This is a genomic window from Pseudomonas sp. CFBP13528 (genome assembly GCF_005233615.1).
GTDB classification, from domain to species: Bacteria; Pseudomonadota; Gammaproteobacteria; order Pseudomonadales; family Pseudomonadaceae; genus Aquipseudomonas; species Aquipseudomonas fluorescens_AM.
On the sequence record NZ_QGAJ01000021.1, the window covers coordinates 64,821 to 75,780 of the forward strand.

Consider the following 10,960-nt stretch of genomic DNA (forward strand, 5'->3'; position numbering starts at 1 on the left):
TTTCTATAACGGCCGCTGCACCGCCGACTTGAACCGTAAAGGCCCGCGATCTTTTGACCAGCCCTCTTCTTGAAGCCGTAGCGCTCTCCTGTGAACGCGACCTGCGCCTGCTGTTCGAGCACCTCGACCTGCGCCTGGCGGGCGGTGACATGGTGCAGGTCAGCGGGCCCAACGGCAGCGGCAAGACCAGCCTGCTACGGTTGCTGGCCGGGTTGATGCAGCCGACGGCCGGAGTTGTGCGCCTCAACGGCAAGCCCCTCGCCGAGCAGCGCACAGCACTGGCGCGCAGCCTCGTGTGGATCGGCCACGCCGCCGGTATCAAGGACGTGCTCACTGCCGAAGAAAACCTCGGTTGGCTCAGCGCCCTGCATCACCGCGCCAGCCGCGACGCCATCTGGCAGGCCCTGGCCGCCGTGGGCCTGAAGGGCTTTGAAGACGTTCCCTGCCACACCCTGTCCGCCGGCCAGCAGCGCCGTGTGGCCCTGGCGCGCTTGTATCTGCCGGGCCCGCCGCTGTGGATCCTCGACGAACCCTTTACCGCGCTCGATAAACACGGTGTCGCCCAGCTCGAGGAGCACCTGGCGAGGCACTGTGAGCAGGGCGGCACGGTGCTGCTTACCACCCACCACAGCTTGACCCGCCTGCCCGCCGGTTACCGTGACCTGGATCTGGGAAGGTGGTCGGCATGAGCGTATTCGCCCTGTTGGTCGCCCGCGAAGCACGGCTGTTGTGCCGGCGTCCGGCAGAACTGGCCAACCCGCTGGTGTTCTTCGCCATCGTGATCGCCTTGTTCCCGTTGGCGGTCGGTCCCGAGACTAAACTGTTGCAAACCTTGTCCCCAGGACTGGTGTGGGTCGCGGCGCTTTTATCCGTGCTGCTCTCGCTGGACGGGCTGTTTCGCAGTGATTTCGAAGACGGTTCCCTGGAACAGTGGGTCCTTTCGTCGCACCCGTTGCCACTTCTGGTATTGGCCAAGGTGCTGGCACACTGGGCTTTTTCCGGTCTCGCGCTGGTCTTGCTTTCGCCGTTGCTGGCGCTGATGCTGGGCTTGCCCGTCGAATGCTTGCCGGTGCTGCTCCTGTCCTTGTTGCTCGGTACGCCGGTGCTCAGCCTGTTGGGGGCGGTGGGCGCAGCGTTGACCGTCGGTTTGAAGCGCGGTGGCCTGTTACTGGCCCTGCTGATTCTGCCGTTGTACATCCCGGTTCTGATCCTCGGCAGCGGCGCTTTGCAGGCCGCGCTGATGGGAATGCCGGCGACCGGTTACCTCCTGTGGCTTGGCAGCCTGGCCGCCCTGGCGGTAACCCTGACACCCTTTGCCATAGCGGCCGGCCTGAAGATCAGCGTCGGCGAATAATGAGGTCTGGCCAGGCGTGACACGCTTGGCCAGTAAAGACCCTACGCTTCTTGCCGCGACAAGAAGCAACCGTGAGAAACAGCAATGAACTGGACCTGGTTTCACAAGCTCGGCTCGCCCAAATGGTTCTATGGCATCAGCGGCAAGCTGCTGGCGTGGTTGAGCGTCGCCGCCGTGTTGCTGATCGGCATCGGTCTGGTCTGGGGCCTGGCCTTTGCGCCACCGGACTATCAGCAGGGCAACAGCTTTCGCATCATCTATATCCATGTGCCCGCCGCCATGCTGGCGCAGTCCTGCTACGTGATGCTCGCGGTATGCGGCATCGTCGGCCTTGTGTGGAAGATGAAGCTCGCCGACGTTGCCCTGCAGTGTGCCGCGCCCATCGGCGCGTGGATGACTGCCGTGGCGCTGGTCACCGGCGCGATCTGGGGCAAACCCACCTGGGGTTCGTGGTGGGTGTGGGACGCGCGGCTCACGTCGATGTTGATCCTGCTGTTCCTGTACTTCGGCCTGATCGCCCTGGGCAATGCAATCAGCAACCGCGACAGCGCCGCCAAGGCCTGTGCGGTGCTGGCGATTGTCGGCGTGATCAACATCCCGATCATCAAATACTCGGTCGAGTGGTGGAACACCCTGCACCAGGGCGCCACCTTCACCCTCACTGAAAAACCGGCGATGCCGGTGGAAATGTGGGCGCCGCTGTTGCTGATGGTGTTGGGCTTTTACTGTTTCTTCGGCGCGGTGCTGCTGATGCGCATGCGCCTCGAAGTGCTCAAGCGTGAAGCCCGCACCCGTTGGGTCAAGGCTGAAGTCCGAGCCAGCCTGGGAGCGCGTGGATGAGTTTTGCTTCTTTCAGTGATTTTCTCGCCATGGGCCACCACGGCCTGTATGTCTGGACGGCCTATGGCATCTGCCTGGCGGTGCTGGCCCTCAACGTCGCCGCGCCGCTGCTGGCCCGTAAGCGTTACCTGCAACAAGAGGCGCGTCGTCTGCGCCGGGAGACCGATAAGTGAATCCGTTGCGCAGAAAGCGTCTGTTGATCATTCTCGCCATCATGGCCGGCGTCGGCATTGCCGTGGGGCTGGCCTTGAGTGCCCTGCAGCAGAACATCAACCTGTTCTACACCCCGACCCAGATCGCCAATGGCGAAGCGCCGGTCGATACGCGCATCCGCGCCGGCGGCATGGTCGAGAAGGGCTCCTTGAAGCGTTCCGCAGACTCGCTGGATGTGAGCTTCGTGGTCACCGACTTCAGCAAATCTGTGACCATCACCTACCGCGGCATCCTCCCGGACCTGTTCCGCGAAGGCCAGGGCATCGTCGCCCTGGGCAAGCTCAACGCCAGTGGCGTGGTGGTGGCCGATGAAGTACTGGCCAAGCACGATGAAAAATACATGCCGCCCGAGGTGACCAAAGCCCTCAAGGACAGCGGCCAATCCGCCCCAACCCCTGCCAAGGAGGGCTGAGTCATGAGCGCCGCTTTGTTTATTCCGGAACTCGGCCAGTTGGCGATGATCCTTGCCCTGTGCTTTGCCATCGTTCAGGCCGTGGTGCCGTTGCTCGGCGCCTGGCGCGGTGACCGCCTGTGGATGAGCCTGGCGCAGCCGGCCGCCTGGGGGCAGTTCGCGTTCCTGCTGTTCGCCTTCGGTTGCCTGACCTACGCGTTCATGACCGACGACTTTTCCGTCGCCTATGTCGCCAATAACTCCAACAGCGCATTGCCCTGGTACTACAAGTTCAGCGCCGTGTGGGGCGCCCACGAAGGTTCGCTGCTGCTGTGGGCGCTGATCCTCGGCGGCTGGACCTTCGCCGTGTCGGTATTCTCCCGCCAGTTGCCGCAGGTCATGCTGGCGCGGGTGCTGGCGGTGATGGGCATGATCAGCATCGGTTTCCTGCTGTTCCTGATCATGACGTCCAACCCGTTCAGCCGCATCCTGCCGCAGATCCCCGTGGACGGGCATGACCTCAACCCACTGCTGCAAGACATCGGCCTGATCGTGCACCCGCCGATGCTCTACATGGGCTATGTCGGCTTTTCCGTTGCCTTCGCCTTCGCCATCGCCGCCTTGCTCGGCGGGCGTCTCGATGCGGCCTGGGCGCGCTGGTCGCGGCCATGGACCATCGTCGCCTGGGCCTTCCTCGGCATCGGCATCACCCTCGGTTCGTGGTGGGCTTATTACGAACTCGGCTGGGGCGGCTGGTGGTTCTGGGACCCGGTGGAAAACGCCTCCTTCATGCCCTGGCTGGTCGGCACCGCGCTGATTCACTCGCTGGCCGTCACCGAAAAACGCGGCGTGTTCAAGAGCTGGACCGTGTTGCTGGCCATTGCGGCATTTTCCCTCAGCCTGCTCGGCACATTCCTCGTGCGTTCCGGGGTGCTGACGTCGGTGCACGCGTTTGCTTCCGACCCTGCGCGCGGCGTATTCATCCTGATCTTCCTGCTGTTTGTCGTCGGCGGTTCGCTGACCCTGTTCGCCCTGCGCGCGCCAGTGGTCAAGAGCCAGGTCGGCTTCAACCTGTGGTCGCGGGAAACCTTGCTGCTGGGTAACAACCTGGTGCTGGTGGTGGCGGCGTCGATGATTCTGCTCGGCACCCTGTACCCCCTGGTGCTGGATGCCTTGAGCGGCGCCAAGCTGTCCGTCGGCCCGCCGTACTTCAACGCCTTGTTCATTCCGTTGATGGGCCTGCTGATGGTGGTGATGGCGGTCGGTGTGCTGGTGCGCTGGAAAGACACGCCGGTGAAATGGCTGGCCGGCATGCTGATGCCAGTGCTGCTGGGCAGTGTGGCCCTGGCCGTGATCGCGGGGGTTGCCTACGGCGACTTCAACTGGGCGGTGCTCGCCACGTTCCTGCTCGCTGCCTGGGTGTTGCTGGCCGGCGTGCGCGATATCGCCGACAAGACCCGCCACAAGGGCCTGATCAAAGGCTTGCCGACCTTGACCCGCAGCTACTGGGGCATGCAGATCGCCCACATCGGCATTGCCGTCTGCGCCCTGGGCGTGGTGCTGTCGAGCCAGAACAGCGCCGAGCGCGACCTGCGCCTGGCTCCCGGCGAGTCCATGGACCTGGGCGGTTACCAGTTCATCTTCGAAGGCGCCAGGCACTTTGAAGGGCCGAATTTCACTTCAGACAAAGGCACTGTACGCGTGGTGCGCAACGGTAAGGAAATCGCCGTGCTGCACCCGGAAAAACGCCTGTACACCGTGCAGAGTTCGATGATGACCGAGGCGGGTATCGATGCCGGTTTCACCCGTGACCTGTATGTGGCGTTGGGTGAACCCCTGGGCGACGGCGCCTGGGCGGTACGCGTGCATGTGAAACCGTTCGTGCGCTGGATCTGGTTCGGCGGCTTGTTTACCGGGTTGGGTGGTGTGCTCGCGGCGCTGGACCGACGGTATCGGGTCAAGGTCAAGAGCCGGGTACGTGAAACCCTCGGCATGGGAGCGGCAGTATGAAGCGTGGGTTGATGGTGTTGCCGCTGGCAGCATTCCTGGTGGTAGCGGTGTTCCTCTATCGCGGCTTGTACCTGGACCCGGCCGAGTTGCCGTCGGCCATGATCGGCAAGCCGTTCCCGGAATTCTCGCTGCCCACTGTACAGGGCGACAAGCAGCTGACCCGCGCCGACCTGCTGGGCAAACCGGCGCTGGTCAACGTGTGGGGCACCTGGTGCATCTCCTGCCGCGTCGAACACCCGGTGTTGAACAAACTCGCCGAGAAGGGCGTGGTGATCTATGGCATCAACTACAAGGACGATAATGCAGCAGCCTTGAAGTGGCTGGCCGAATTTCATAACCCGTACCAGCTGGATATTCGTGATGAAGACGGCAACCTGGGTTTGAACCTGGGCGTATACGGCGCCCCGGAAACGTTCTTTATCGATGCCAAGGGCGTGATCCGCGACAAGTACGTCGGCGTGATCGACGAGGGGGTGTGGCGCGAGCAATTGGCGGCCAAATACCAGGCCCTGGTCGATGAGGCCAGACCATGAGGCGCCTGTTAGCTGCCGTGGTCCTGGCGCTGGGCCTGGCCGGTGTGGCCCACGCCGCCATCGACACCTATGAATTCGCCAACGACGGCGAGCGCGAGCGTTTCCGCGAGCTGACCAAGGAACTGCGCTGCCCCAAATGCCAGAACCAGGACATCGCCGACTCCAACGCGCCCATCGCCGCCGACTTGCGCAAGGAAATCTTCCGCATGCTGGGGGAGGGCAAGGACAACCAGCAGATCATCGACTTCATGGTCGACCGCTACGGTGATTTTGTGCGCTATAAACCGGCGCTTACCGGCAAGACCGCGCTGCTCTGGTTCGGCCCCGCCGGGCTGTTGCTGACCGGCGTAGTGGTCATGGCCGTCATCGTGCGCCGTCGCCGCGCCGGGCCTGCCGATGGCAGCGACGCGCTGTCCCCCGAAGAGCGTAAACGTCTCGACCAACTGCTGGACACCAAGACCGATGATTGATTTCTGGCTTGCAGCCGGCCTGCTGCTGTTGATTGCCCTGAGTTTCCTGTTGATCCCTGTCCTGCGCGGCCGTCGTGCCCAACGCGAAGAGGATCGCACCGCGCTGAACGTGGCGCTGTATCAAGAGCGCGTTGCCGAACTGCAAGTGCAGCGCGACGAAGGCGTCCTGAATGCGGCGCAACTCGATACCGGCCGCGCGGAAGCGGCGCGTGAATTGCTGGCCGATACCGAAGGTGTGCAAACGCCGCGCGAATCACGCCTGGGCAAGCCTCTGCCATTGTTGGCGGCGTTTCTTGTGCCAGTGCTGGGCGTTGCGCTGTACCTGCATTATGGCGCGAGCGACAAGGTCGAGCTGACCCGCGAGTTCTCCCAGCCGCCGGTGTCGATGGCCGACATGACGCAGCGCCTGGAACGTGCCGCGGCGGCCCAGCCGGATTCAGCTGAAGGCCTGTATTTCCTCGGCCGTGCCTACATGGCCCAGGATCGCTCCGCCGATGCCGCCAGGGTGTTTGAGCGCAGCGTTGCCTTGGCCGGTCGCCAGCCCGAGTTGCTCGGGCAGTGGGCCCAGGCGCAGTATTTTGCCGACAACAAACAGTGGTCGCCCAAGGTTCAGGCGCTGACCGACGAAGCCTTGAAGCTCGATCCAAAGGAAGTCACCAGCCTCGGCCTGCTCGGTATTGCCGCCTTTGAAGGCCAGCGCTATCAGGAGGCTATCGATTACTGGAATCGTCTGCTGGCGCAACTGCCGCCCGACGACAATTCCCGCGTTGCGCTGCAAGGCGGCATCGATCGCGCTGCGCAGAAGCTCCGGGAGAGCGGCGGTACTGTCGCGCAAAAGGCCGTGCTGAAAGTGCGCGTGGACCTGTCCGCCGAAGTGAAAGCCAAGGCCCTGCCGGGCGACAGCGTGTTTATCTTCGCCCGCGCCGTCAGCGGCCCGCCTGCGCCGCTCGCGGCCAAGCGGGTCACCGTTGCCGAGCTGCCGGTCACCGTCGAACTGGGCGATGCCGACGCGATGATGCCGCAGTTGAAACTGTCCAACTTCCCTGAAGTCCAACTGGTTGCGCGCATATCCCGGGCAGGTGTTCCAACCGCTGGCGAGTGGATCGGCCGCAGCCAACCCTTGGCCAGCACCGCCACTGCGCTGCAGCAGCTGACCATCGACAGTCCGGACAAGTAATTCGAGGAAACGCCCATGACCGCATTAGCACGTATGACCCTGCTCAGCCTCGTATTGGGCCTGAGTGCCTGTGCGGTCCACCGGCCACCTCCCGGGCCCACTGGGCCGACCATCCCGCCGTCGGGCCCGTCGACCCAGCCCGACACCAAGCCCTCCGGCCCGGTTACCCCGCCGCCCAAGCCAGTGCCGAGCAAATCGCCGACTTTCGCCCCTCCACCGGGCGCCGCCAGCCACTGGGACGGCAAGATGCAGGTGTACGTCCTCGACGACCAGCCCGACACCTTCTACCGCCAGCGCACCTATTACCGCTGGAGCAACGGCTGGAGCCGCTCCATCAGCCCCAATGGGCCGTGGGAAGAGACCAGCGTGCAAGGCGTGCCGCCTGGGTTGAGCAAGCAGTACGCGCAATGACAAAAGGCGACCCTCGGGTCGCCTTTTTCTTGCCTCTGATTGATCGTTCCCACGCGTGGGAACGATCTTGTTATCAAGCTATAGGACACTCCCGGTTCAACGCCTCATTCACCAACAACTGTGCAATTTCCATCATCTGCACGACCGCCAGCACCTGCTTGCGGCCTGAGCCATCCAGATGCTCGGCGCAGTCGTACGCACAGACTGTCGCCGACTCCAGCATTTCGCTGGCGTTGCTTAACGCCGCTTCGGTGCCGAGGCCGGGGCGGACGGTGAAGATGAGGTTGGGTGAGGTTTGTGAAAGGTCATCCGGGCGGAATGATGGGGGATTTGGCGTAACTTTTTTCATGCGGTCAGTCTCCATTCAGTTGGAGCTCACCACATCCGCGACCAAGCAGAAGGGTGGTGAGCTGTACGCAGGTTGGTCGACCAGGGAATGGAAACCCGGCAGGGCCCTGAGCCCTCCCGCGCACAGCCCGCCATAACGCGAGCACAAGAATGCCGCTTGCGCGGCACTGTGCGCCATTCTAACCCAGGCGACCAAGCCTGATCGCTGATGAGCAGCGACTGCGAGAGGCTAAAGGTGCGTTATAGCAACTGCAAGCCACGCAGATCGTAGGAAAGTTCCTGGCTGGCTCAGCCGTTGCGCCGTCTGAGTGGTGACGAGCAAGCAGCGCAGCCATCCACCGCTGTCACCGCTCACCCTTTCCCGGTAAGGTGACCACCGCCGGCCTGGCTGCCGGGCAATCGCTGGATATACTCTGCGGTACCGGGCAAACCGGCACAGGGGCCAACCCGTGCGAAAACAAGCAAAGAGAGTGGTGTGATGGCAGGCAGGTTGATCTATCTCATCGGACCCTCAGGTTCGGGCAAGGACAGCCTGCTGGATGCCGCGCGTCCACGGTTGGCCGAGCATGGCTGCCGCATTGTGCGTCGCGTGATCACGCGCTCGGCCGAAGCGGTGGGTGAAGCGGCCCAAAGTGTAAGCCAGGAACAGTTCGCGCTGATGCAGGCTGAAGGCGCGTTTGCCCTCAGTTGGCAGGCCAATGGGTTGTCCTACGGCATTCCCAAGGAGATTGACGAGTGGCTGGCGGCCGGGGAGGACGTGCTGGTCAACGGCTCGCGTGCGTACCTGGCGCAAACCCGTGAGCGTTATCCGACGCTGCTGGTACTGCTGCTGACCGTTGATCAAGCCGTACTGCGCCAGCGCCTGGTCGCGCGCGGGCGTGAGTCCCTGGTGGACATCGAGGAACGCCTGGCGCGCAACGCGCAGTTCACCGAGGCGCTGATCGCCGCCCATGGTGCGGGTTTGTTCGTGCTGGATAACTCCGGCCCGCTGGAACACACGGTCGCCCGTTTGCTGTGTTGCCTGGACCACGCGCACTCGGCTTGAGCCTGAAGCGGCGCCGAACCTCTCATCAATATCCGGTAAAACAACCGTCAGTCAGGCTTGGTCATTCTGTGCTTGAATAAATATAACTCTAGGGTTACGTTTATTCAGTCCGAGCCAAGGAGGCGACGGTGCAAAGCAGGCTATTGATCAAGGAATTGCTGGAAGCGGGCTGGGTGCTGGATAGGGGCACCGGCAGCCATCACCTTTTCACCCACCGCTATAACCCGTACACGATACCGGTGCCCCATCCGAAGAAGGATCTGCCGTTGGGCACCGTCAGAAGCATCAGGAAACGCGCCGGGCTGTTTCAGTTTTAAGGAGAGCATGCATGCAATACCCAATCTGTATCGAATGGGGCGATGACTTCACCGCCACCGGTATCCAGATCCCCGATATTCCGGGCGCCGTCACCGCCGGGGACAGTTTCGAAGAGGCCTACAACGCGGCCGTGGAAGTGGCGCACCTCATGCTGCATGAGATTGCCGCAGAGGGCGGGGTGATTCCAATGCCAACCTCGGTCGCCACTCATCACGCCCATGAAGGCTACGCCGGTATGGGCTGGGGTATGTTGGAGCTGGATATCTCGCCCTATCTGGGCAAGACCGAGAAGGTCAATGTGACCTTGCCCGGTTATGTGATCCAACGCATCGACCGTTACGTGCGTGAACACAACGTCAAAAGCCGCTCGTCATTTCTGGCGGATGCGGCTTTGGAGAAGTTGGTGCGTTCTTAAGCGTTGGCGACCGCTACCTGCCGCGACGCACTGAGGAACCGCAACAACGCCACCAGCGGGAATGCACTGCCCACCAGCATCACGCCCAGCCAACCGCCGTGTTCATACACACTGCTGGCAATCGCCGAGCCGAAGGCACCGCCGATGAAGATGCTGGTCATGTACAGCGCGTTCAGGCGGCTGCGACTATGGGTGTCGAGGGCGTAGACGGCACGCTGGCCGAGCACCATGTTCATCTGCACGCAAAAGTCCAGCACCACGCCCGTTACCGCCAGGCCGATCACGCTGTACAGCGGGTGCACGAAGGCCGGCAGGAAACTCAGCGCGCCCAGCAGCATCGCCAGCAACGAGGCGCGGTGGGTGTGGCCGGCATCGGCCAGGCGCCCGGCGATAGGTGCGGCGATGGCGCCGATGGCACCGACCAGGGCGAAGATCGCGATCTGGGTCTGGCTGAGGCCGTGGTTGCGCACCAGTTCCAGTGGCGCGGCGGTCCAGAACAGGCTGAACGCGGCAAACATGCAACCTTGATAAAACGCACGCTGGCGCAGTACCGGCTGCTCACGCAGCAAGGTACCCAGCGAACCCAGCAACTGGCCGTAACTGGCGCTGTGCGTCGGTTGACGCTTGGGAATGGTCAGCATCAACACCACGCTGATAAACGCCATCAACGCCGCCGCCGCCATGAACATCGCCCGCCAGCCGAAGTGGTCCGCCACCACGCTGGACACCGGCCGCGCCAGCAGAATGCCCAGCAGCAGGCCGCCCATGATGCTGCCCACCACCCGGCCACGTGACTCGGCAGGCGCCAGGTGTGCGGCCAACGGGATCAGGATCTGCACCGACACCGAACTGAAGCCGATCAGCAGCGACACCAGCAAAAACAGGTTGGGCTGCTCGGTGAACGCGGCGCCCAACAAGCTGGCGATGGCCACCACGGTGGTGATGATCATCAGCCTGCGATTTTCCAGCAGGTCCCCCAGCGGCACCAGGAAGAACAGGCCCAGGGCATAGCCGATCTGCGTGAGCGACACAATCAGGCTGGCCATGGCCGGCGTGAGGCCGATGTCCGGGGCGATCAGTTCGATGATTGGCTGCGCGTAGTAGATGTTGGCGACGATGGTGCCGCAGCAAAACGCAAACAGCATGACCATGCCGCGGGTCATGGTGCCGGTAGCGTGGGGGGTAGCATTCATGGGGTTCTCATGCAGGCGAAGGACGATGGAATGAGAGAATAAAGACATCGGCCGACAGTGAGTAGGCCGCTTGTGGTGATAACTGTCATGCCGCGAAATAATGACTCAATGTAATTAAATGTGGGAGGGGGCTTTGTAGGAGCGAGGGTGAACTGGTCAAGTAATCTTGGACACTGATTAAGGTTCACGCCGCCAACCTTTCCTTCACGACCGGCGACCGGTAGTCGTTGTAGCTATGAGGC

At 62.9% G+C, this 10,960-nt stretch carries 15 protein-coding genes; 13 read left to right on the top strand and 2 right to left on the bottom strand.

The window, feature by feature from the left end; translation table 11 throughout:
- Window positions 1-53: 53 nt before the first annotated feature.
- From ccmA to PspCFBP13528_RS25425, 10 genes are all read left to right on the top strand, one after another.
- Entirely contained in the window at window positions 54-689 is a 636-nt protein-coding gene (gene ccmA, locus PspCFBP13528_RS25380; protein WP_065949156.1) for a cytochrome c biogenesis heme-transporting ATPase CcmA, read from the top strand.
- Window positions 686-1,354, top strand: coding sequence for a heme exporter protein CcmB (gene ccmB, locus PspCFBP13528_RS25385; RefSeq protein WP_065949155.1), 669 nt, complete (start codon window positions 686-688; stop codon window positions 1,352-1,354). The genes ccmA and ccmB overlap by 4 nt, the downstream gene beginning before the upstream one ends.
- A gap of 84 nt (window positions 1,355-1,438) precedes the next feature.
- Window positions 1,439-2,194 carry a heme ABC transporter permease gene (locus tag PspCFBP13528_RS25390; protein ID WP_065949154.1) on the top strand — a complete coding sequence of 252 codons (756 nt, stop codon included), beginning with the start codon at window positions 1,439-1,441 and terminating at the stop codon, window positions 2,192-2,194.
- A complete protein-coding gene (gene ccmD, locus PspCFBP13528_RS25395; protein ID WP_057722744.1) occupies window positions 2,191-2,367 on the top strand; it encodes a heme exporter protein CcmD in 177 nt (58 codons plus the stop codon). Before PspCFBP13528_RS25390 ends, ccmD begins: the two co-directional genes overlap by 4 nt.
- On the top strand, window positions 2,364-2,819 hold the full coding sequence (ccmE, locus tag PspCFBP13528_RS25400; protein WP_065894757.1) for a cytochrome c maturation protein CcmE: 456 nt from the start codon (window positions 2,364-2,366) through the stop codon (window positions 2,817-2,819). The genes ccmD and ccmE overlap by 4 nt, the downstream gene beginning before the upstream one ends.
- A gap of 3 nt (window positions 2,820-2,822) precedes the next feature.
- Window positions 2,823-4,808 (top strand): heme lyase CcmF/NrfE family subunit, encoded by a 1,986-nt coding sequence (locus tag PspCFBP13528_RS25405; protein WP_137201757.1) that lies wholly within the window; start codon window positions 2,823-2,825, stop codon window positions 4,806-4,808.
- Window positions 4,805-5,341, top strand: coding sequence for a DsbE family thiol:disulfide interchange protein (locus PspCFBP13528_RS25410; protein WP_065949151.1), 537 nt, complete (start codon window positions 4,805-4,807; stop codon window positions 5,339-5,341). The genes PspCFBP13528_RS25405 and PspCFBP13528_RS25410 overlap by 4 nt, the downstream gene beginning before the upstream one ends.
- Complete coding sequence (locus PspCFBP13528_RS25415; protein WP_065949150.1) at window positions 5,338-5,811, top strand: cytochrome c-type biogenesis protein; 474 nt, start codon at window positions 5,338-5,340, stop codon at window positions 5,809-5,811. The genes PspCFBP13528_RS25410 and PspCFBP13528_RS25415 overlap by 4 nt, the downstream gene beginning before the upstream one ends.
- On the top strand, window positions 5,804-6,988 hold the full coding sequence (gene ccmI / locus PspCFBP13528_RS25420; RefSeq protein ID WP_137201758.1) for a c-type cytochrome biogenesis protein CcmI: 1,185 nt from the start codon (window positions 5,804-5,806) through the stop codon (window positions 6,986-6,988). The genes PspCFBP13528_RS25415 and ccmI overlap by 8 nt, the downstream gene beginning before the upstream one ends.
- Before the next feature lie 15 nt (window positions 6,989-7,003).
- On the top strand, window positions 7,004-7,399 hold the full coding sequence (locus PspCFBP13528_RS25425) for a hypothetical protein (protein ID WP_065949148.1): 396 nt from the start codon (window positions 7,004-7,006) through the stop codon (window positions 7,397-7,399).
- 73 nt (window positions 7,400-7,472) lie between these two features.
- Here PspCFBP13528_RS25425 and PspCFBP13528_RS25430 read toward each other — a convergent pair whose 3' ends face one another.
- Window positions 7,473-7,748, bottom strand: coding sequence for a DUF6124 family protein (locus PspCFBP13528_RS25430; RefSeq protein WP_137201759.1), 276 nt, complete (start codon window positions 7,746-7,748; stop codon window positions 7,473-7,475).
- A gap of 477 nt (window positions 7,749-8,225) precedes the next feature.
- On the opposite strand from PspCFBP13528_RS25430, the gene phnN reads away from it, so the two are divergent.
- From phnN to PspCFBP13528_RS25445, 3 genes are all read left to right on the top strand, one after another.
- Window positions 8,226-8,792 (top strand): phosphonate metabolism protein/1,5-bisphosphokinase (PRPP-forming) PhnN, encoded by a 567-nt coding sequence (phnN, locus tag PspCFBP13528_RS25435; RefSeq protein WP_065949147.1) that lies wholly within the window; start codon window positions 8,226-8,228, stop codon window positions 8,790-8,792.
- Between the two features lie 128 nt (window positions 8,793-8,920).
- Window positions 8,921-9,109 carry a type II toxin-antitoxin system HicA family toxin gene (locus PspCFBP13528_RS25440; RefSeq protein WP_137201760.1) on the top strand — a complete coding sequence of 63 codons (189 nt, stop codon included), beginning with the start codon at window positions 8,921-8,923 and terminating at the stop codon, window positions 9,107-9,109.
- Between the two features lie 11 nt (window positions 9,110-9,120).
- Window positions 9,121-9,525 carry a type II toxin-antitoxin system HicB family antitoxin gene (locus tag PspCFBP13528_RS25445; protein ID WP_065949146.1) on the top strand — a complete coding sequence of 135 codons (405 nt, stop codon included), beginning with the start codon at window positions 9,121-9,123 and terminating at the stop codon, window positions 9,523-9,525.
- Here the strand turns inward: PspCFBP13528_RS25445 and PspCFBP13528_RS25450 are convergent.
- The gene (locus PspCFBP13528_RS25450; protein WP_137201761.1) at window positions 9,522-10,718 is read right to left on the bottom strand and encodes an MFS transporter; all 1,197 of its coding nucleotides are present in this window, start codon (window positions 10,716-10,718) and stop codon (window positions 9,522-9,524) included. The two genes, PspCFBP13528_RS25445 and PspCFBP13528_RS25450, sit on opposite strands and share 4 nt — an antisense overlap.
- Between the last annotated feature and the right edge of the window lie 242 nt (window positions 10,719-10,960).

Coding starts and splice junctions, on each gene's coding strand:
- ccmB (WP_065949155.1), top strand. CDS start 686: ATGAGCGTATTCGCCCTGTTGGTCGCCCGCGAAGCACGGCTGTTGTGC.
- PspCFBP13528_RS25390 (WP_065949154.1), top strand. CDS start 1,439: ATGAACTGGACCTGGTTTCACAAGCTCGGCTCGCCCAAATGGTTCTAT.
- ccmD (WP_057722744.1), top strand. CDS start 2,191: ATGAGTTTTGCTTCTTTCAGTGATTTTCTCGCCATGGGCCACCACGGC.
- PspCFBP13528_RS25405 (WP_137201757.1), top strand. CDS start 2,823: ATGAGCGCCGCTTTGTTTATTCCGGAACTCGGCCAGTTGGCGATGATC.
- PspCFBP13528_RS25410 (WP_065949151.1), top strand. CDS start 4,805: ATGAAGCGTGGGTTGATGGTGTTGCCGCTGGCAGCATTCCTGGTGGTA.
- PspCFBP13528_RS25415 (WP_065949150.1), top strand. CDS start 5,338: ATGAGGCGCCTGTTAGCTGCCGTGGTCCTGGCGCTGGGCCTGGCCGGT.
- ccmI (WP_137201758.1), top strand. CDS start 5,804: ATGATTGATTTCTGGCTTGCAGCCGGCCTGCTGCTGTTGATTGCCCTG.
- PspCFBP13528_RS25425 (WP_065949148.1), top strand. CDS start 7,004: ATGACCGCATTAGCACGTATGACCCTGCTCAGCCTCGTATTGGGCCTG.
- PspCFBP13528_RS25430 (WP_137201759.1), bottom strand. CDS start 7,748: ATGAAAAAAGTTACGCCAAATCCCCCATCATTCCGCCCGGATGACCTT.
- phnN (WP_065949147.1), top strand. CDS start 8,226: ATGGCAGGCAGGTTGATCTATCTCATCGGACCCTCAGGTTCGGGCAAG.
- PspCFBP13528_RS25445 (WP_065949146.1), top strand. CDS start 9,121: ATGCAATACCCAATCTGTATCGAATGGGGCGATGACTTCACCGCCACC.
- PspCFBP13528_RS25450 (WP_137201761.1), bottom strand. CDS start 10,718: ATGAATGCTACCCCCCACGCTACCGGCACCATGACCCGCGGCATGGTC.